Consider the following 21,309-nt stretch of genomic DNA (forward strand, 5'->3'; position numbering starts at 1 on the left):
AATCGCGATGCTGGTTTGCAGATAATCAACAGTGAGCATCACTGAATCGCTGAGAATCCCCTAGCCATAACCTCTTTCACCCGCTCACACCAGGCTAACGGAGGTTGTTTGTTAACTGGGGTCGCCGGGCAATGGGATCAGCATCACCAGCTTCAACCCATGGTGTTCAGCGGGATAAAAAGTCACTTGCTGATAATGCAGGATGCCTTGCTGCGGATGAGTAAACGTTCGCTCGCCCCCTTCACGGGCCAGCACATCCTGCTGCCGCCACCAACGGTCAAAAAATTCGCTGTGTTGTGTCATGTGGCGTACAAAGGCGCGTATTTCTTCAGTTCCCTGATGGTGACTGGTTTCAGCACGAAATTCAGCAACCACACGCTGGGCGCGCTCCTCCCAATGCGTGACCAATTTCTTTGCCTGGGGGTGGAAGAACATAAAATGTAGCAGGTTTGGTGTATTGGCTTGTTGCAGCCAATCGCCAAACAAGGCTTCAGCCTGTTGATTCCAGGCCACCATATGCCAGGTGAAATCGAGCAGATAACAAGGCACCATCATTTGATGCACGCTTTGCAGCACGATGGGGTTAATGGTGTCCTGATGCAGTTCCAACTCGGGATCAGCGATACGCGCCAGCGTAAATAAATAATGGCGTTCGGCATGGTCAAGTTGCAACGCTTTGGCAATGCGAGCCAAGGTTCCAGGGGCAATAGCCACCTCGCGCCCTTGCTCAATCCAGGTGTACCAAGTGGTACTGATTCCACTGATTTGTGCCAGTTCTTCACGACGTAAACCGCTAGTACGGCGGCGTGGAGCGGTGGGTAAGCCTAACATTTCAGGCGTTACCCGTTCCCGGCAGGCGCGCAGAAAAGCCCCTAGGGCTTTAGGGCCGGATAAATCATCTGATTCCATAAACGGGTACCTCTTATACTAGGATAAATGCTCATATTGTACCCGTATAGTGAATTAATTATAGTCATGATCACCATCAGGTACTTGGCCCCCATCATCGTATGACCAAGACCATGCAAGATAAAACCTCGTGAATAACGGCAAACTAATAACGGGAATAAATATGAACAACAATAATAGCCACCAGAACGCTGTGGAACGTCAATTCGGCGAACAGGCGCAAGCCTACTTAAACAGTGCCGTACATGCTCAAGGGAAAGATCTGCAACGTTTGTCGAACCTGCTGGAAAACTGTAACACCGCTCAATTGCTGGACTTGGGCTGTGGCGCAGGGCATGCCAGTTTCACTGCGGCAGCAAAAGTAGCGCAAGTGGTGGCCTATGATTTGTCGGCACAGATGCTAACGGTAGTGAGTACCGCTGCCGCAGAAAAAGGGTTGGCAAACGTTCGCGTGCAACAAGGGGTAGCAGAATCACTGCCGTTTGACGATGCCAGCTTCGATATTGTGATTAGCCGTTATTCGGCGCATCACTGGCATGATGTCGGCCAGGCACTGCGTGAAGTGAAGCGCGTGTTAAAACCCGGTGGTCGTGCCATCCTGATGGATGTAGTTTCCCCTGGGCACCCGCTGTTAGATGTTTATCTGCAAACAGTAGAAGTGTTGCGTGATACCTCACATGTCCGCGACTATTCACCAGGCGAATGGCTGAGCATGTTCACTGACGCTGGGCTGGTGGTGCAGCAGGTCACTTCAGACCGCCTGCCATTGGAGTTCACCAGCTGGGTGGCGCGAATGCGTACCCCGGAGCATTTCGTTACGGCGATTCAGGCGCTACAGCAAGGGGTAACCGCAGAGGTACAGCAGCATTTTGCCATCCAGGACGATGGCTCGTTTACCAGCGATATTATGATGTTTGAGGTGAACAAAAACCGCTAGCCTTATGGGTAAGGCCAGCCACTGCAGCCCCAGCAACTTGCTTGATGACGGATATACATTTGCCTATCGTGGTGTCGGGTCTGGGATCTGATTATGAAACGGGCTACACTCTTGCAGAAAGACACCCTATATACCCAAAATACTTCGAGTTGCTTGTAGGCGGCAAACGATGGAAGCCCCAGGAGCATAGATAACTATGTGACTGGGGTGACAGAGTACGGCTAACACCCAAGCAATTTTGAAGTAGGAAGGGTAGAAAAACTGATAGAGAGGCTAGAGCAACGTGGCTCAATACGTCTATACCATGCACCGCGTCGGCAAAGTCGTGCCGCCGAAGCGTCATATTTTGAAAAATATTTCCTTGAGTTTCTTCCCTGGGGCCAAAATTGGTGTGCTGGGCCTGAACGGCTCCGGTAAATCAACCCTGCTGCGCATTATGGCGGGCATCGATACCGATATCGAAGGGGAAGCGCGCCCACAACCGGGCATCAAGATCGGCTATCTGCCGCAAGAACCGCAACTCAATATGGCGCACACCGTTCGTGAGTCGGTAGAAGAAGCGCTGGCAGAAGTGGTGGGTGCGCTAAAACGCCTTGATGAGGTGTACGCACTTTATGCTGAGGAAGGGGCTGATTTCGATAAACTGGCCGCCGAACAAGGTCGCCTGGAAGAGATCATTCAAGCCCATGATGGCCATAACCTCAATGCCCAGCTTGAGCGCGCTGCCGATGCACTACGCCTGCCAGAGTGGGATGCCAAAATCGCCAACCTTTCCGGTGGTGAGCGCCGTCGTGTCGCCTTGTGCCGTCTGTTGCTGGAAAAGCCAGATATGCTGTTGCTGGACGAACCCACCAACCACCTTGATGCCGAATCCGTTGCTTGGCTGGAGCGTTTCCTGCACGACTTTGAAGGGACCGTGGTCGCTATTACTCACGACCGCTACTTCCTGGATAACGTGGCGGGCTGGATACTGGAGCTGGATCGTGGCGAAGGTATTCCATGGGAAGGCAACTACTCTTCCTGGCTGGAGCAGAAAGATGCGCGTCTGGCGCAAGAAGCCTCTACCGAAGCCGCACGCCGCAAGTCCATCGAGAAAGAGCTGGAGTGGGTGCGTCAAGGTGCTAAAGGCCGCCAGTCTAAAGGTAAAGCGCGTCTGGCTCGCTTTGAAGAACTGAACAATACCGAATACCAGAAACGTAACGAAACTAACGAACTGTTTATTCCACCAGGCGCACGTCTGGGGGATAAAGTGGTTGAAGTTAGTCAGTTGCGTAAATCCTACGGTGACCGCGTATTGATCGACGATCTCTCCTTCGCGGTACCCAAAGGGGCCATCGTCGGGATTATCGGCCCGAACGGCGCCGGTAAGTCTACGCTGTTCCGCATGATGTCCGGTCAAGAACAACCGGATTCTGGCACCATTGTGCTGGGGGATACCGTTAAGTTGGCTTCCGTCGATCAGTTCCGTGACAGCATGGATAACGCCAAAACCGTTTGGGAAGAAGTTTCTGGCGGGCAGGACATTATGCGCATTGGCACGACTGAAATGCCAAGCCGCGCCTATGTTGGCCGTTTCAACTTCAAAGGGGTTGACCAAGGCAAGCGTGTGGGTGAGCTGTCCGGTGGTGAGCGTGGCCGTCTGCATCTGGCCAAACTGTTGCAAGTTGGCGGTAACGTATTGCTACTTGACGAACCTACCAACGATCTGGATATCGAAACCCTGCGCGCACTGGAAAACGCCTTATTGGAATTCCCGGGTTGCGCCATGGTGATCTCCCACGACCGCTGGTTCCTTGACCGTATTGCTACTCATATTCTGGATTATCAGGATGAGGGTAAGGTGGAGTTTTTCGAAGGTAACTTTACCGAATACGAAGAGTATAAAAAGCGTACGTTGGGTGCCGATGCGTTGGAGCCTCACCGCATCAAGTATAAAAAAATCACCAAATAACCCCTGCTGGGGCGATTATCTTGCCCCACTGCCTATGACCAGCCCGTGTACTCCACGGGCTTTTTGTTTCTTCCCCCAATATCTCTGCCTATGTGCCCAGTGTATGACGTAAATCCTGGGTATATACTGTCGGCATTTATTGAAGGAGCGCACTATGTTAATCAAAGCTATCGCCGTCGACCCAAACAACCCAGCCCACTTTATTGAGATTACTACCGATCAACCTACCCCTGGGCAGTATGACCTGCTGGTAGAGGTAAAAGCGGTTTCTGTTAACCCGGTGGATACTAAGATCCATGCGGGTCTGCAAAAAAATGGTTTGCAACAACCACGCATTCTCGGCTGGGATGCCAGTGGTGTGGTGGTGGCTGTTGGCAGTAGTGTCACGGGGTTCAAACCGGGTGATGAAGTCTGGTATGCCGGGGATATTACCCGCCCTGGCAGCAACAGCACCTATCAATTGATTGATGCGCGCATTGCTGCCCACAAGCCGAGTAAATTGAGCTGGGCAGAAGCAGCGGCGATCCCCCTTACCGCGCTAACCGCCTGGGAAGCGCTGTTTGAACACCTGAATATTCAGCATGCTGAGGCAGGCAAAACGCTGTTAATTATCGGCGGTGCCGGTGGTGTTGGTTCTTTGGCTATCTCCCTGGCGGCATTGCGTAGCCAAGTGAAGGTGATTGCTACTGCCTCACGCCCGGAATCAATCGCCTGGTGCCAAGCGCGTGGTGCCGATCTAGTGGTGGATTATCGTGACCTGCAAAACAATCTGGCACAAGCCGGCATTGAACGGGTGGATTATATTCTGTGCCTGAACGATACCGATGCCCATTGGCAAAGCATCAGCAACTTGATCGCGCCTTTAGGCCATATCTGTAGCATTGTGGAAAACCGCCAGCCTCTGGACCAGAGTGCATTAAAAACAAAAAGTGCGGCGTTACATTGGGAGTTTATGTTTACCCGCAGCATGTTCACCACGCCGGATATCGCCCAACAAGGGGAGATCCTCAAACAGATGGCGCAGTTACTTGATGAGGGCAAATTGACCACCACCCTCACTGAAACAGTGACTGGGTTAACGGTGGAAACACTCACTGCCGCGCACCATAAACTGCTGGCGGGGCATATGTTGGGCAAGTTGGTGATTACTTACTAATATCCCGTCGTCAATCAAACCGCAGGGTTGTTGGCTGCGGTCTCTCACCCTAGTCACATAGTGGCCTATGCTCCTAGAGAGGCGAGCATACCATTCAGGCGCAGCGTGCTGCGCCGATGGTTTATGCTTAGCGTGCGATTGCAGGGGAGCCACTCAAACGGCTGGCATCCGCCGCTAACAGTTGCTGCACCAGTTCAACACAGCGCAAAAAACGCTCTTCATAGTCGCTGGATTCAACATGAACATATTCAATATTGTTTGCTCGCAACATCTCTTCCAGCAGATGTTGAAACTCTTTGCGGTCAACCGGGTTACCTAAGCTACGCAAGCCATCCGCCACCCAAGGGGTGTTGTTTTCCAGCAGGATCACCAGATCAAAACGGTATTCGTCGATCAACGCCTGCACAAAAGGATGGTCGCGCCCCTCATATTTCCGGCAAAACGCCTGAGTCGTGACAAAGTCGGTATCGATAAACGCCACTTTATTGGCATATTTCACCGCAAAATCCACATACTGAGCTTGCCCAAGGGCTATTTTGTCGTAATCGGAGTACTGCAGGGCCATCTCGTCACCACCTAGGTGCGAAAACACATAATCGCGGCCATATTCCCAGGCACTGGTGGTGTTGAAGATATTCGCCAACTTGTTAACCAGCGTTGACTTACCGCTCGATTCTCCTCCGAGTACCGCCACGGTACGCACAAAGAACGGTTTGACCTCTGTGGGGATATAATCCCAATAACGGAACGGATCCTGACGGATCTGTCTGCCGCTGATATTCATAAAGGAACGTTCAGGGTCCACCAGGATGGTTTCAATACCCAGGTATTCACGGTAACGGGGAGCATCCAACTCTTCACTGGAGTAGACAAAACCGGGCACAATTCCCTTCTGCTCCATAAAACGCTTTACGCCGTTGCTCCAGACATCCCAACCATGGGGATAAGGCTCAATCCCCTGCTCATCAAAAGAGTGAATACGGATATTTTTCTGATATTTAAAGGTTTGCAATAACCAACGTAAGCGGTCACTGACGGTCGGCTGCTGTGACATGGAACTGTTTTCAAACAACGTTCGGTCACGGGGTTCATCATGGCACAGGATCACATGCAGCTCATCAACCTGGCTGCAAGCACGTTGGATCAGGTAGATATGCCCGGTATGCAGTGGGTAAAATTTACCAAACACCACCCCCACTTTCTTTTCGCTATGGGGGAATTCCAACCCCAGAAAACGGTGCAACGCTTCCAGTTTCTGCGCACTCGGGCTTTTGATTTTATCGTTCAACAGTTGGCTGAGATAACCTTTGGTCATATTACTGACTTCAGCCACCTGTTGTAAGGTACAGCCCTTTTGCTTAATCGCTGCTTTCAGGTAATCGAACTGCCGCATCATTCCCTCTCCATGTATCCCCGTCACCAATCAAGCTGCAGGCGTGATGGCAATAACTTGAAACCTGACGAGTATAATATACTAAACAGAGTATGATTACGGCCTATTAAAACTCATCCAGAATACTCAAGGCATCCGCCAGTTTCTTGACCCCAAATACTTGCATATTAGCCAGTGGCTTTTTCGGTACATTGGCGTGCGGGACTATTGCTCGTTTGAAACCATGTTTGGCTGCTTCAGAAATACGTTCCTGACCACTTGGCACCGGCCGGATCTCCCCTGCCAACCCCACTTCCCCGAAGACCACTAAATCATTTGGCAATGGGCGATCACGAAAGCTGGAAACCAACGCCAATAACAACGCCAAGTCAGCACTGGTTTCACTCACTTTGACACCGCCGACCACGTTGACGAACACATCCTGATCGGACATTTGCAAACCACCGTGGCGGTGCAATACCGCCAGCAAAATCGCCAGACGATTCTGCTCCAGCCCCACCGCAACACGGCGCGGGTTAGACATCATTGAATGGTCCACCAGCGCTTGTATCTCCACCAGCAATGGTCGGGTTCCTTCCCATACCACCATCACCGAACTCCCCGAGGTCACTTCATCCCCCCGGCTCAGGAAGATGGCAGAAGGATTGCTCACTTCACGCAGCCCCTGCTCGGTCATGGCAAACACCCCCAGCTCATTGACCGCACCAAAGCGATTTTTATGGCTGCGCAAGGTACGGAAACGGGAATCGGCGTCACCATCAAGCAGTACCGAACAATCGATGCAGTGCTCTAACACCTTCGGGCCAGCCAGTGAACCATCTTTGGTCACATGGCCCACCATCACAATGGCGACACCGCGTGTTTTGGCAAAACGAGTAAGATAAGCCGCGGTTTCACGCACCTGCGCCACACTCCCCGGTGATGATTGGATATCCGCCATATGCATCACCTGAATCGAGTCGATCACCATCAGCCTGGGTTGTTCCTGCTCGGCAATCAGGCAGATCTGCTCAATGCTGGTCTCCGACAACATATTCAAACCACCGGTAGGCAGGCCAAGGCGGTGAGCGCGCATCGCGACCTGCTGCAAAGACTCTTCACCGGTGACATACAGGGTTTTCATCTGTTGGGAAAGTTTACACAGTACTTGCAACAGCAAGGTACTTTTCCCGGCCCCGGGGTTACCGCCGATAAGGATCGCACTACCTGGTACCACGCCCCCACCCAACACACGGTCGAACTCGACAAAACCACTGGAAAAGCGCGGCAGCTCTTCCAGACTGATGTCCGAAAGCTTCTGTACTTTGCTGATCCCGGTCTCCCCGGCATAACCACTGAAGCGCTCATTGCGAGCAGCCGAAGAAGAGACAGCAGCCAGACGCACCTCAGTAATGCTGTTCCAGGCATGACAGGCGCTGCATTGCCCCTGCCAACGCGGATAATCTGCGCCGCATTCATTACACACAAACGCTCGTTTGGCTGCTTTTGCCACAAGTTACCTCAAATCAAATTTCAAACTGCCGCTGAGGACACAAAATACGCCCATCAGGTCAGCATGGCGAATCGACACCTGCGCTTGCTCATAAACCTTGGGTTTGGCATGGTAGGCAATGCCCAACCCGGCAACCTGCATCATCTTCAGGTCGTTGGCACCATCACCAATTGCCACCGTTTGTTGTGGCGGGATCTGCAGCTTTTCAGCCAGTGCCTGTAGGGTATTGGCTTTATATTGCGCATCCACCACCGTCCCTAACACTTCACCGGTTAATTTACCGTCACGGATTTCCAATTCATTGGCCGCGACTTCAACCAGCTTCAACTTGTCACGCAGGTACTCGGCATAGTAGGTAAACCCGCCAGAGGCAATGGCGACATGCCAACCCAGTGCCTGCAGTTTATGGACCAGGCTGGTCAACCCTGGCATCAATGGCAGTTCATCCCGTACCTGCTTGAGAATATTGGCATCAGCACCTTTCAGTGTGCCCACTCGCTGGCGCAAACTGGCGGCAAAATCGAGCTCACCCCGCATCGCACGCTCAGTCACCTCGGCTACCTGCTCACCCACCCCCGCCAGCTTGGCAATTTCATCAATGCATTCAATCTGAATGGCCGTTGAATCCATATCCATCACCAGCAAACCCGGGGTGCGCAAATGCGGAATATGGCTCAACGGCGCCACATCCAACCCACTCTCCGCCGCCAGCAATTTGGCGCGTGTCGATAATGTCCCCGCCAGACGGACAATCTGATAGTCCTCCACACACCAGGCGGTGACAATCACCATCGGGACGGCCAGTTTGCGCTGGAACTGCGTGATACACGCTTTATCCAGTTTTCTGCCATATAATAGCCAACCGGTATTACCGGCACGATAATCCAGTGGCATCACTTCGTCACCGCTTAGCGAAAGCGGTAGCCCCGGCCATTGAGAGATCTCAGCGGGAAGATCACAATAGGTCAGACTATTTGGCATCATTTACTCCTGAAAAAACGCGCATCAATACGTCACTTCAAACCACAAAAAAGCAACTTGAAAGAGAGTGGGTAAAACTATCCTATCGTTGGCGGTTCTGGCAACATAAAGCGTCCAATCGTTGAAGGAAGCCTTATGGCTAAAGCTAAACTGAAATTCCGCCTGCATCGCACTGCTATTATCTTGATTTGCCTAGTATTACTGGTGTTGTTAATGCAGGGCGCCTCCTATTTTAGCCTGAGTAATCAAATGGCGCGATCTGAACAGGTGGAAGAATTGGCACAAACGCTAACCAAGCAAGTTGCTTTCAGCCTGGTGCCATTAATGGATAACAGCAATATTGATAGTCAGAATATTGACGCTATTCTCAAGCAGTTGACCGCACATAGTCGAATTCTGGATGCCAGTGTCTATCAGTTGGATGGTTCACTTGTTGTCCGAGCAGGAGAGCTGATTAATGTTCGTGACCGCCTGTCACTGGATGGTAAACGTGCGGGCAGCTATTTCACCCATCAGTTAGTGGAACCGATTGAGAGTAAAGAGGGGCCGCTGGGGTTTATTCGCGTTACGCTGGATACCCATACGCTGGCAACAGAATCCAAGCAGGTGGATAACACCACTAACCTGCTGCGCCTGATGATCCTGATGGCGCTGGCTATCGGCATTATTCTGGCGCACACACTACTCCAAGGGCGCCGTAGCAACTGGCAGCAGTCACCCTACTTGCTGACTGCCAATACACCGCTGGCAGAAGAACAGGCCACAGTTGAGCCTGCGGTAGAAGATAATGCGGGTGAGCCCCACAAGTAACCTCTACCCTAAATTTATGAGGCACACTCGCAGGTGTGCCCCTACTCGTGGGTATCTTATTCCTGATCCCCCAACAACACCGACTCCAACGCAATCACAATCATTTCGTTAAACGTGGTCTGGCGCTCATCGGCGGTGGTCGCTTCGTGACGCAGGATATGGTCGGATACGGTACAGATAGTCAGCGCTTTACAGCCAAACTCTTCATAGAGTTCTGCTGCGACGCCATAAATACCTGCCGCCTCCATTTCCACGCCCAAAATGCCGTACTTCTTCATCACCTGGAACATCTCTGGGTCTGGGGTGTAAAACAGATCAGCGGAGAAAATATTACCTACCCGCGCCGGTATTCCCTGCGCTGCTGCGGCATCAACGGCATTGCGCACCATGTCGAAATCGGCGATAGCCGCATAGTCATGATCTTTAAAGCGCATACGGTTCACTTTAGAGTCAGTACAAGCCCCCATACCGATCACCACATCACGCAGTTTAACATCGTCACGTACCGCACCGCAGGAACCCACGCGGATGATCTTCTTCACGCCGAATTCGGCAATCAGCTCACGGGCATAAATAGAGCAGGAAGGGATGCCCATACCATGGCCCATAACAGAAATTCTGCGGCCTTTATAAGTGCCAGTAAATCCCAGCATGCCACGCACCTGGTTAACTTCTACCGCATTGTCCAAAAAGTTTTCTGCAATATATTTAGCCCGTAACGGGTCACCCGGCATCAGGACAACATCAGCAAAATCGCCCATTTCGGCATTAATATGTGGTGTAGCCATTTTCTTTTCCTTCCACGTCAAATTGTTAGATTTCCGTCGTCATTCAGAGGGTAGCCAGACGACGGATGTTGGCGTTATTACAGCATCGATTGACCATAATCCATCGGCGACAGACCAAAATAAACGGCAACAGTCTGGCCGATATCAGCAAAGGTTTTCCGGTGGCCTAATGAACCGGGTTTGACTTGCGGGCCATAAACCAGCACCGGAATATTCTCGCGGGTATGGTCTGAACCTGGCCAGGTAGGATCACAACCATGGTCGGCGGTGAAAATAATGATGTCATCGTCGGTCACCCGCTGGAGTAATTCTGGCAGACGACGATCAAACTGTTCCAGTGCTGCTGCATAACCGGCCACATCACGGCGATGCCCATAGGAAGAGTCAAAATCCACAAAGTTGGTGAAGACAATGGTGTTATCACCGGCCTTTTCCATCTCGACCAAGGTGGCATCCAGCAACTCGTCAATGCCGGTCGCTTTTACTTTCTGGGTGATCCCCACGTTGGCATAGATATCGGCAATCTTGCCAATAGACACCACTTCTCCGCCCTTCTCTTCCACCAGTTTTTGCAGCACCGTCGGTGCCGGGGGTTCAACAGCCAGATCATGGCGGTTACCGGTACGCTGGAAGTGACCCGGTTGGTCACCGACAAATGGCCGCGCAATCACCCGACCGATGTTATAACCCCCTTGCGTCAGCTCTTCGCGGGCAATTTCACACAGTTGGTACAGGCGCTCCAGGCCAAAGGTCTGTTCATGACAGGCGATTTGAAATACCGAGTCTGCAGAAGTGTAGAAAATCGGCTTGCCGGTCTTCATATGTTCTTCACCCAGTTGATCAAGGATCACCGTACCGGAAGAGTGACAGTTGCCGAGGTAACCCGGCAGATTAGCCCGGGCAACCAGCTTATCCAGCAGGGCCTGCGGGAAGCTATTCTGGTGATCAGAAAAGTACCCCCACTCGAACAGCACCGGCACACCGGCGATCTCCCAATGCCCAGAAGGCGTATCCTTGCCCGATGAGAGCTCACTGGCATAACCATAGGCGCCAATAATCTCGGCATGGTTATCCAACCCTACCGGGAAGTGGCCGCTAGACTCTTCTGCCGCCTTACCCAGCCCCAAACGGCTCAAATTTGGCAACGTCAACGGGCCACTACGGCCCACATTGGCTTCACCACGCGCACAAGCAGCAGCAATATGGCCCAAAGTATCAGAGCCTTGATCGCCAAAACGCTCGGCATCTTCGCTGGCACCAATGCCGAATGAGTCTAATACCATTATAAATGTACGCTTCATTATCTCTCCTGTGTGCTTTCACACTTGGTTATTTCGGCTGCAACAGTATTGGCTGCAACTGACATAAATTATTGAGCGATGCGCTGGTACACCACCGGTGTTACCGCTGGGGCTTGATCACCCAAAACAATCGCATTACGTAGCGCATCTGCGGCCTGTTGCCAGCTCTGTTCATCGTTAGCGTGGATCACCGCTAACGGCTGCTGGTTATCCACACACATTCCTAAGCGAACCATATCCGTCAAGCCAACACTATAGTCAATACTGTCAGCAGCGCGAGTGCGACCGCCCCCCAGAGCAACCACCGCCATACCTAACGCCCGGGTATCCATAGCGGTAATGATTCCTGGCTGTTCAGCATAAACCGGCTTACTGAGTGTCGCCTCCGGCAGGTAGTGTTGGTAGCGCTCAACAAAATCGACCGGCCCTTGCTGCGCGGCCACCATACGGCCAAAGCGTTCCGCAGCCTGACCATTGTCCAACACCGTCTGCAATTTATCCCGGGCATCTGCCTCATCGCGCGCCAGGCCACCGGAAAGCAGCATTTCCACGCACAGCGCCATGGTAACGTCCAACAAACGTGGATTACGGTATTCCCCAGTCAGGAAACGCACCGCTTCCCGCACTTCCAAGGCATTACCGGCACTGGAGGCCAACACCTGGCTCATATCCGTCAACAATGCGCTGGTTTTGCAACCAGCACCATTGGCCACGGCAACAATCGCCTGCGCCAAATCTGCTGAAAGTTGATAGGTTGGCATAAAGGCCCCGGAACCCACCTTAACATCCATCACCAAAGCGTCGAGCCCTTCCGCCAGTTTTTTCGCCAGAATAGAGGCAGTAATCAGTGGAATTGAGTCAACGGTGGCAGTGATATCGCGGGTGGCATAGAAACGTTTGTCCGCCGGAGCCAACGAACTGGTCTGGCCGATAATCGCCACCCCCACTTGCTTGATGATTTTGCGGAACTGCGGGTCATCAGGGAAAATATTAAAACCCGGGATGGATTCCAGTTTATCCAGTGTACCACCGGTGTGCCCCAGACCACGGCCAGAGATCATCGGTACATAACCGCCACAGGCGGCCACCATTGGGCCAAGCATCAATGAGGTCACATCCCCCACCCCACCAGTGGAGTGCTTATCTATAACCGGGCCATTGAGGGATAAATCTTGCCAGTCCAGCACGGTGCCGGAATCACGCATTGCCATGGTTAGCGCCACACGCTCTGCCATGGTCATATCGTGAAAGTAGATAGTCATTGCCAGTGCGGCAATCTGCCCTTCGGAAACCACATTGTCACGGATCCCGTTAATGAAAAAGCGGATCTCCGCTTCGCTCAGTGGCTGACCATCACGTTTTTTACGGATTATTTCTTGTGCCAGGAACAAGGCATCCTCCTATTAAAAAGGCATTTATTCAGGGCTATTCAAGCTGACCGAGGGAAACACGGGGAAATGCCGATTGCTGCAGGATAACCTGCCTGGCTGCCCATTTGGCGACAACAGGCCAACACGTTGCTGTTGGTGTCATCTTGGTTGAATGCGAGTAAATTCAGCGCAGATAGCACCGAGGTGGTTAATTCAGTCATAAAACTCTCCAACTTATCACTTTGGTGTTGGCGAGCGGACTTGGTTCCTTGAAGATAGCGCATGAGATGAGTGTCCCACGGCGGCAACTGAGATCCTTCTCACCGCGTGTAGCCCTTCAATATTGAATAGCCTGTCTTACTATTTGAACATGATAACGCCAGGTCATTAGTGATTAACATCACAACACAGTAAAACGAATTGCAATATAACATAAATTTTTGTGACTTTTATCACGCAAAATGATGTTATCCGCTCTGGGAATTCACGTTGTAACTAGGTCGCATCAGATATCATCATTAAACACCCAGACCTTCTGAAACATAAGGGCAGACCCGCAGGCCTGCCCTTATCGATAACCTGACGCCTTGCTGTTCGTCGTTACAAAGCCAAGAAAAACCCGGCAATAGTGGCACTCATCAGGTTGGAAAGCGTCCCCGCTGCCACGGCTTTCAAGCCGAAACGGGCAATATCATGGCGGCGGTTAGGGGCCATGCTACCCAGACCACCGAGCAGAATGGCAACGGAAGAGAGGTTGGCAAAACCACACAAGGCAAACGAGATAATCGCCTTGGTATGGGGTGACAATACCTGTAACCCTGCTGCTGCCACCACGTCATCTGGACGCAGGTAAGCACCAAAGTTCATAAAGGCCACGAATTCATTAACCACTATTTTTTGGCCAATAAATGAACCCGCCGTCATCGCTTCATGCCACGGCACACCAATCAGGTAAGCCAGTGGGGAGAAAATCCAACCCAGGATCAACTCCAACGAGAGCTGTGGATAGTTAAACCAACCACCAACGCCCCCCAAGATACCGTTGAGTAATGCGATCAACGCAACAAAGGCCAACAACATCGCCCCAACATTGAGCGCCAGTTGCATACCGGATGCAGCCCCTGAAGCGGCGGCATCAATCACGTTGGCTGGGCGATCCTCAGCAGCGATCAACTTCATGGCATCATCTTGATCACGGGTTTTTTCCGTTTCCGGCACCATCAACTTGGCAAACAGTAATCCACCCGGTGCTGCCATAAACGAAGCCGCAATCAGATACTCCAGCGGTACCCCCATTTGGGCGTATCCCGCCAATACCGAACCCGCTACCGAAGCCAAACCACCGCACATCACGGCAAACAGCTCAGACTGGGTCATGGTGGCAATATAGGGGCGCACCACCAATGGGGCTTCGGTCTGACCCACAAAGATATTGGCAGTGGCTGACAATGATTCAGTACGCGAAGTGCCCAGCAATTTCTGCAAACCACCACCGAGGACCTTAATCACCAACTGCATAATCCCCAGATAATAGAGCACCGCAATCAGCGAAGAGAAAAACACAATCACTGGCAGCACACGTAATGCAAAGACAAAACCGCCACCACCAAAGACTTCAAACATTTTGTCGGAAACCAGGCCGCCAAAGATAAAATTGACCCCTTGATTACCGTAGGCGATGACATTGGCCACCCCTGACGACATACCGCCAAGAATTTGCTGCCCCACCGGGACATAAAGAACCAGCGCCCCAATAGCGACTTGAATAATAAAAGCACCGAGCACAGTACGCAGATTGATGGCGCGTCTGTTGCTGGAAAGCAGCACAGCAATGGCGATCAGTACCATCATACCGACCAGGCTCATGATGAGTTGCATGGAAAATACCCCTGTTGCGAAAAAGAAACCCTCAGTACCGTTCAATATAACGAATAGCCTAAGGGTGATAACCTGCGCAATTATACTGGGCCAACCACCGCAAGACTCGATTTATGTCACAAACATATACAACTTGAGGTAAACCAATGCCACATAATGTGATGGATAGCACGTTTTCAGTGGTAAACATGTCGCCTGCTGGGGATTGACTGCCATATGAGTCAACCTCAATCGCAAGAAGCGCCGTTAATTCAATGCAAACAGGGAACAGGCGTTCTGCTGGAGATGTTCAGCAATTTCATCTGGCGGTTCTGGCCGAAGTTGGCAAAGAGCCTGAAACACCTCCAGCACCCGCTCTGGCCGGTTTGCTTGCCCTTGGTAACCAGCTAATGGCATATCTGGCGCGTCCGTTTCCAGCAGTAGACAACTCAGTGGCAACTGAGCCACCACGCTACGGGTTTTCTGCGCGCGCGGGTAGCTGATGGTGCCCCCAACACCGATGTAATAACCCAAGCCAACAAACGCCTCGGCCTGCGCCAAACTACCAGCAAAACCATGCACCACCCCACCACGGGGAACATCGCACCGGCGTAGGACCGCTGCCAGTTGATCATGGCTACGGCGGGAATGCAAAATCATCGGCAGATCGTACTGTTTAGCTAACTTAAGTTGCGCCTTGAGCAACGCTTGTTGCCGCATAAACTGTGGGTTGGCCATAAACAGATCCAAACCCGCCTCCCCCACCGCCACCAATTTGGCGGGCTTGGTGGCCAGTAAACCCGCCAGTTGCTCCAGCTGTTGATCCTGATGCTCGGCGATATACAACGGGTGTAGGCCCAATGCAGCAAATAACGGGGTATGGTCAGCGGCTAACTGCAGAACACGGGCAAAATTTTCAGCGGTGACCGCTGGCACAATAATCTGCCGCACGCCCGCTTGAGCAGCCCGAAGTAGGCTGGCGGGTTCATCACCACTAAAAGGGGGAAAGTCAAAGTGACAATGGGTATCTGTAAAAATGTAGCTCACAGCACACCCTCTATTAGAGTAAGATCGTTACCCCGCCGCCTTTAATCTATGGCGACGGGCACTGAGAACGACTTAGTGTTCCCGCGTTTTGCGGAACAGCACTTCAGGATAACGCTCCTGCGTTAGGTTGAGGTTTACCATGGTGGGGGCAATATAGGCTAGATTTTCACCGCCATCCAACGCTAGGTTCAGCTCACTCTTGCGCTTGAACTCTTCAAATTTCTTCACGTCATCACACTCCACCCAACGGGCCGTGGAGACGTTCACCGACTCATACAGCGCTTCCACGTTGTATTCGCTTTTCAGGCGGGCAACTACCACATCAAACTGCAACACCCCAACCGCCCCCACGATCAAATCGTTGTTGGCAATGGGGCGGAACACCTGTACTGCCCCCTCTTCCGAGAGTTGCACCAACCCTTTCAGCAGTTGTTTCTGCTTCAGTGGGTCACGCAAACGGATACGGCGGAACAGTTCAGGGGCAAAGTTCGGAATGCCGGTGAACTTCATATCTTCACCCTGGGTAAAGGTGTCGCCAATCTGAATGGTACCGTGGTTATGCAGGCCAATAATATCGCCAGGGTAGGCTTCTTCAACGTGGGAGCGGTCACCAGCCATAAACGTCAGAGCATCAGAGATCACCACGTCTTTGCCAATACGTACCTGGCGTAGTTTCATCCCCTTCTCATAACGGCCTGATACCACGCGCATAAATGCCACACGGTCACGGTGTTTAGGGTCCATATTAGCCTGGATTTTGAACACAAAACCGGTGAATTTTTCTTCTGCGGCGACCACTTCACGGGTGTCAGTTTTACGTGGCATCGGTGCGGGCGCCCAAGACACCAGCCCATCAAGCATATGGTCAACACCAAAGTTACCCAGCGCAGTACCAAAAAATACTGGGGTCAGTTCACCTGCCAGGAAGGCTTGCTGATCAAACTCGTGGGACGCCCCTTGTACCAGTTCCAGTTCGTCACGCAACTGGGCGGCCAGGTCTTCACCCACCGCGGCATCCAGATCCGGGTTATTCAACCCTTTAACAATGCGCACTTCCTGAATGGTATGGCCTTTACCACTCTGATAGAGATAAGTTTCATCTTTATACAGATGATAAACCCCTTTAAACAACTTACCGCAGCCGATGGGCCAAGTAATGGGTGAGCAAGCGATTTTCAACTCGCGCTCCACTTCATCCATCACTTCCATCGGATCACGAATATCACGGTCCAGTTTGTTCATAAAGGTGAGGATCGGCGTATCACGCAGACGGGTTACTTCCATCAGTTTACGCGTCCGGTCTTCCACCCCTTTTGCCGAGTCGATCACCATCAGGCAGCAGTCCACGGCGGTCAGCGTGCGGTAAGTATCTTCGGAGAAGTCTTCGTGCCCTGGGGTATCCAGCAGGTTAACCAGGCAATCCTGGTAAGGAAACTGCATCACCGAGGTGGTAATCGAAATACCACGCTGCTTTTCCATCTCCATCCAGTCTGATTTGGCATGCTGATTGGAACCACGGCCTTTTACCGTACCGGCGGTCTGGATAGCCTGCCCGAATAACAGTACTTTTTCAGTAATGGTGGTTTTACCGGCATCAGGGTGCGAAATGATGGCGAAGGTTCTTCTTTTGTTGATTTCATTAAGAAAATCTTGGTTTGCCATATATAAATTCTTTTAGTTTGTACACGGATTTGTACACACTTTTGGAAGTACTCTCTTTTCAGTTCTTCGCTTGTCAAATCCGTCGTGTTAATCGTAATTGGCGGCTATTTTCGCTGATCATGACTTTATAAACAATCAATGGTTGTCTAATCGGTTACCATTTAGTCTCAGCGTGCGCCAGTACTCAATCTATTCAAGACTTGACTGGAGCAGAATGTTGGCTCACTGATGAAAGGTTCGCTGACACGCCAGGCGATGGAGTACACGTTGAATCACTGGACATCGCTGGTCGGCTATTGTGAATACGGCTATTGTGAATATGAGCAATGCGTTGGCGGAGAATGCGATACGGCCTTTTGCGGTGGGCAGAAAAGCGTGGTTGTTTGCCGACAGTTCGCAAGGGGCCCGAACCAGTGCCTGCTGCTATTCACTGATAGAAACAGCGAAAGCCAACAAGCTGGAACCTGCGGCCTATATCCAACATGTGCTGGAACGCATTGGTGAAGCGGATACGGTGGACAAGATAGAAGCACTGTTACCGTGGAATGTCGACTGATTGGGTATAAAGCTTATGAATATAATAAAAACGTGCAGCTCCAACATACATTAGAACTGCACGAGGCATTTTTTAACTAACCATGATTACTTAAGGTTTACGTCTAGTAGACCAGAAGCAAGCGCAGGCGCTAGGCCCGGAGTTAGTGGCAAGCGAGGAATGACTAGACAGTGCATTAAGTGGTAAATATCTTGTTTACCATCCCATACTACGCTTGTACCTGCTTGGTTATTTACATCAAGCTCTTGCCACCATGAACAACCTTCGTAGTCGATTAGGTAAGTACGGCAGTAGTCCCACCATGTGCGGTACCAATCTTCGTATTTCTTCTCGCCTGTCACTGCGTATAGTGCGTAAGCAGTACCAATCGCTTCAACAGGAGCCCAACGAATACGCTGACGTACAACTGGCTTACCGTCCCAGTCAACTGAGTAAACGAAGCCCGGTGCGCCATCTACGTGCCATGCATCACGTACAGTGGCATCAAACAGACCAATTGCATCTTCTAGCAACCATTCTGGGCAATCTGCACCGATTTCTAATAGCGTTGCACGTAGGTGACAGATTAAACGGCCCCACTCAATCCAGTGACCCGGTGTACCGCCGTAGGCGCGGAAGTGACTTGCTGGGGTTTCTTTGTTGTAGTCTGGAAGTGGATTCCAGTTAGCATCAAAGTGTTCGTTTACACGGTAGCTTAGGCTCTTCGCTGTTTTGTTGATCATGAACTCAGTGATGTTTAGAGCGCGATCTAGCCACTTCTTATCTTTGGTTACATCGTAAACGATTAGGAATGCCTCCACAGAGTGCATTGCCATGTTACCACCACGGTAATCTTCCGTTTCAGTCCACGTTTGATCCCACGACTCGTAACACATCTGCTTCTCTTCAACCCAGAAGTGTTTTTCGTACACGGTAATCGCTTCATCAAGTAGAGCGTGAGCACGTGGGTGCCCCGTTGTAACCGCACTTGCCGCACCTAATAGTACGAATGCGTGTTGATAGCCTTGTTTAGATGAGTCAACGATACCATCGCCTGAGTTATCGATTGTCGCGTACCAACCACCATGAGTGTGGTCTTTTAGTGGGCCTTCAAGAGCAGCAATCCCGTGCTCTACTAGGTCATACGCGCCTGGACGCCCCATGTGTGCAGCAAGTGCGTAACAGTGTAGCATGCGTGCAGTGATCCAAAGACGAGTGCCCATCTCTTCACGAATGTTACCGTTGTTACCCACCCAACCAAATCCGTTAGGAACAACTGAACGACGGCCGAATTCAAAGATACGATCTGTTTCAGTATCTAACCAAGAGGTGTGAGATTTGGTGTTAATCCACTTCATATTTGTTTCCTATTATTTCTTATATCCATTTAATTTGGGTATTTAACTTAAGCGGCGATTTGCTTGTTTTGAATTATCCGTTCGCGACTTGAGTTCGAATTTCTTCAGCCAGGTTGTGCACATCAAAGAACACCACTTGAATCTTGTTGTCCGGTAAACGGATAAACCCGAGTGCACCTTGGCGACGCAGTAAACCTTCGTTGATAATTTCTAAATCTTTAACCTGAATACGTAGGCGTGTTGCGCAGTTATCGATTCTGCCTGCAACGATGTTCTCAATACCGCCCATTGCTTTAAGGATTTTTTGCGCCTTAGCCTGTAAGTTGCCTTTATCGTTAATCATCGACTTTCTCTCTTATAACGAAGAACCAAAGACTCTTTGATGCTTAGTGAAATAGTGTGTAGCTACATTTGCTGTCTAGAAGCAGCACCTTTTACGTGCCGCATTTACTCAATTGACTACATGATGCCAGCCAGTTGAGGTAGACCGATTACCAATGATGGGAAGAATGAAATCAGGAAGATAATTGCCATTTCTACAATTAAGAATGGAATGATTTTCTTAGAGATTTCAGATACAGATACTTTCGATACACCTGATGCTACGAACAATACTAGACCCATTGGCGGTGTTGCCAAACCGATTGAAAGGTTTGCACACATAACCACACCGAAGTGAACTGGGTCGATACCCGCTGCAGTCATAATTGGTGCAAAAATCGGAGCAAAGATTAGGATTGCAGGACCCGCATCTAAGAACATACCAATGATGAAAAGCAGTACGTTGATAATTGCAAACAGTAAGTAAGGGTTCTCAGTAATACCATTCATAAAGTTAGCAACCATAGTCGACACACCAGATAGACTGATGAGTGACGCAAAACCACTTGCTGCTGCTACGATAATCAGAATCGATGCTGCGTTTACTGCAACTTTTGCAAATATAGCGTATGTAGCCTTAACGTTGGTTGCTTTGATGATGTATAGCGATACTACGATTGCGTATGCCACTGCTACCGCGGCTGCTTCCGTAGGAGTAAAGATACCGCCATAGATACCACCAAGAATAATGACTGGTGTCATTAGTGGTACGATAGCAAGACGTAATGCTTGACGGCGTTCCATAGCAGGCGCACGTTCCATAGGCTGTACGTCGGGATATTTTGTAATTTGGAATCGATTTACGATCATCAAACCGATGCAGAGAATAAGGCCTGGCGCCACACCCGCTAAAAACATGGCAGCTACAGAAGTATTCATTACGAATGCGTAAATTAGCATTATTCCTGATGGAGGAATGATATTGCCCAGAACTGTAGCCGCAGCCGTTAGCGCTGCAGCGTAACCCGTATCGTATTTATACTTTTGCATCTCCGGGATAAGCATGCCGCCGATCGCTGACGTCGCCGCTACCGCAGAGCCGGTAAGTGCGCCAAATATTGTTGCAGCAAGGATAACTACATGACCTAAACCACCACGTAGATGCTGAACCATGGTTTGAGCAAACGCGACGATACGTGGTGTGATACCACCAGCGGTCATACACTCACCCGCTAGCATGAAAAATGGCAAAGCAAGTAGTAGGAAGCTATCTAAACCAGAATAAAGACGCTGGTAGAGCATGTTCGCAAACAACATTTGGTCGTTTTGGAACAGCGTAATCATTGGAGATAAACCCAATGTAAATAGTACTGGTACACCGACAATAAGCAGTACTAAGAAATAAATTATAAAAATTGGAGAAACCATTTTTAACGCCCTC

General features: G+C 50.8%; 18 protein-coding genes and 1 pseudogene. 5 read left to right on the plus strand and 14 right to left on the minus strand.

What is annotated here, in order from left to right:
* Positions 1-111: 111 nt before the first annotated feature.
* Positions 112-909, minus strand: coding sequence for a helix-turn-helix transcriptional regulator (locus AC2A06_RS05840; RefSeq protein WP_484379663.1), 798 nt, complete (start codon positions 907-909; stop codon positions 112-114).
* A gap of 163 nt (positions 910-1,072) precedes the next feature.
* Between AC2A06_RS05840 and AC2A06_RS05845 the strand changes: the two genes are divergently transcribed.
* The 3 genes from AC2A06_RS05845 (at position 1,073) to AC2A06_RS05855 (ending at position 4,953) form a co-directional block, all read left to right on the plus strand.
* Entirely contained in the window at positions 1,073-1,846 is a 774-nt protein-coding gene (locus AC2A06_RS05845; protein WP_484379664.1) for a class I SAM-dependent methyltransferase, read from the plus strand.
* A 283-nt stretch (positions 1,847-2,129) separates the two neighbouring features.
* Positions 2,130-3,797 (plus strand): energy-dependent translational throttle protein EttA, encoded by a 1,668-nt coding sequence (ettA, locus tag AC2A06_RS05850; RefSeq protein WP_484379665.1) that lies wholly within the window; start codon positions 2,130-2,132, stop codon positions 3,795-3,797.
* A gap of 154 nt (positions 3,798-3,951) precedes the next feature.
* On the plus strand, positions 3,952-4,953 hold the full coding sequence (locus tag AC2A06_RS05855; protein ID WP_484379666.1) for a zinc-binding alcohol dehydrogenase family protein: 1,002 nt from the start codon (positions 3,952-3,954) through the stop codon (positions 4,951-4,953).
* A 127-nt stretch (positions 4,954-5,080) separates the two neighbouring features.
* Here AC2A06_RS05855 and nadR read toward each other — a convergent pair whose 3' ends face one another.
* The 3 genes from nadR to serB form a co-directional block, all read right to left on the minus strand.
* Positions 5,081-6,346: a multifunctional transcriptional regulator/nicotinamide-nucleotide adenylyltransferase/ribosylnicotinamide kinase NadR gene (gene nadR / locus AC2A06_RS05860; protein ID WP_037385807.1), complete on the minus strand. Its 1,266-nt coding sequence runs from the start codon at positions 6,344-6,346 to the stop codon at positions 5,081-5,083.
* A gap of 106 nt (positions 6,347-6,452) precedes the next feature.
* Positions 6,453-7,838 (minus strand): DNA repair protein RadA, encoded by a 1,386-nt coding sequence (gene radA, locus AC2A06_RS05865; RefSeq protein WP_023489427.1) that lies wholly within the window; start codon positions 7,836-7,838, stop codon positions 6,453-6,455.
* A 3-nt stretch (positions 7,839-7,841) separates the two neighbouring features.
* Positions 7,842-8,819 (minus strand): phosphoserine phosphatase, encoded by a 978-nt coding sequence (gene serB, locus AC2A06_RS05870; protein WP_023489426.1) that lies wholly within the window; start codon positions 8,817-8,819, stop codon positions 7,842-7,844.
* A gap of 135 nt (positions 8,820-8,954) precedes the next feature.
* Between serB and AC2A06_RS05875 the strand changes: the two genes are divergently transcribed.
* Positions 8,955-9,629: a YtjB family periplasmic protein gene (locus AC2A06_RS05875; RefSeq protein WP_473196861.1), complete on the plus strand. Its 675-nt coding sequence runs from the start codon at positions 8,955-8,957 to the stop codon at positions 9,627-9,629.
* Positions 9,630-9,685: 56 nt separating this feature from the next.
* Here the strand turns inward: AC2A06_RS05875 and deoD are convergent, their stop codons facing one another.
* The 7 genes from deoD to prfC all read right to left on the minus strand — a co-directional run bounded on the left by deoD (position 9,686) and on the right by prfC (position 17,654).
* A complete protein-coding gene (gene deoD / locus AC2A06_RS05880; protein WP_484379667.1) occupies positions 9,686-10,417 on the minus strand; it encodes a purine-nucleoside phosphorylase in 732 nt (243 codons plus the stop codon).
* 77 nt (positions 10,418-10,494) lie between these two features.
* Positions 10,495-11,718, minus strand: a complete 1,224-nt coding sequence (deoB, locus tag AC2A06_RS05885) for a phosphopentomutase (RefSeq protein WP_484379668.1) — start codon at positions 11,716-11,718, stop codon at positions 10,495-10,497.
* 68 nt (positions 11,719-11,786) lie between these two features.
* A complete protein-coding gene (gene deoA, locus AC2A06_RS05890) occupies positions 11,787-13,109 on the minus strand; it encodes a thymidine phosphorylase (protein ID WP_484379669.1) in 1,323 nt (440 codons plus the stop codon).
* Positions 13,110-13,147: 38 nt separating this feature from the next.
* Entirely contained in the window at positions 13,148-13,309 is a 162-nt protein-coding gene (locus AC2A06_RS05895) for a hypothetical protein (RefSeq protein ID WP_484379670.1), read from the minus strand.
* Positions 13,310-13,688: 379 nt separating this feature from the next.
* The gene (locus AC2A06_RS05900) at positions 13,689-14,954 is read right to left on the minus strand and encodes a NupC/NupG family nucleoside CNT transporter (protein WP_484379786.1); all 1,266 of its coding nucleotides are present in this window, start codon (positions 14,952-14,954) and stop codon (positions 13,689-13,691) included.
* A 258-nt stretch (positions 14,955-15,212) separates the two neighbouring features.
* The gene (locus AC2A06_RS05905; protein ID WP_484379671.1) at positions 15,213-15,992 is read right to left on the minus strand and encodes a TatD family hydrolase; all 780 of its coding nucleotides are present in this window, start codon (positions 15,990-15,992) and stop codon (positions 15,213-15,215) included.
* A gap of 72 nt (positions 15,993-16,064) precedes the next feature.
* Positions 16,065-17,654: a peptide chain release factor 3 gene (gene prfC / locus AC2A06_RS05910; RefSeq protein ID WP_484379672.1), complete on the minus strand. Its 1,590-nt coding sequence runs from the start codon at positions 17,652-17,654 to the stop codon at positions 16,065-16,067.
* A 204-nt stretch (positions 17,655-17,858) separates the two neighbouring features.
* Between prfC and AC2A06_RS05915 the strand changes: the two are divergent.
* Positions 17,859-18,210 (plus strand): annotated as a pseudogene (locus AC2A06_RS05915) (transposase domain-containing protein); the annotation flags it as partial.
* Between the two features lie 86 nt (positions 18,211-18,296).
* On the opposite strand, the gene AC2A06_RS05920 reads toward AC2A06_RS05915, so the two are convergent.
* The 3 genes from AC2A06_RS05920 to AC2A06_RS05930 form a co-directional block, all read right to left on the minus strand.
* On the minus strand, positions 18,297-19,547 hold the full coding sequence (locus AC2A06_RS05920) for an AGE family epimerase/isomerase (protein WP_484379673.1): 1,251 nt from the start codon (positions 19,545-19,547) through the stop codon (positions 18,297-18,299).
* Positions 19,548-19,620: 73 nt separating this feature from the next.
* Positions 19,621-19,890, minus strand: a complete 270-nt coding sequence (locus tag AC2A06_RS05925; protein WP_023492867.1) for a PTS sugar transporter subunit IIB — start codon at positions 19,888-19,890, stop codon at positions 19,621-19,623.
* A 116-nt stretch (positions 19,891-20,006) separates the two neighbouring features.
* The gene (locus tag AC2A06_RS05930) at positions 20,007-21,296 is read right to left on the minus strand and encodes a TRAP transporter large permease (protein ID WP_473196853.1); all 1,290 of its coding nucleotides are present in this window, start codon (positions 21,294-21,296) and stop codon (positions 20,007-20,009) included.
* Positions 21,297-21,309: the final 13 nt, after the last annotated feature.

The organism is Serratia sp. HNCC26DJ244, assembly GCF_057180565.1.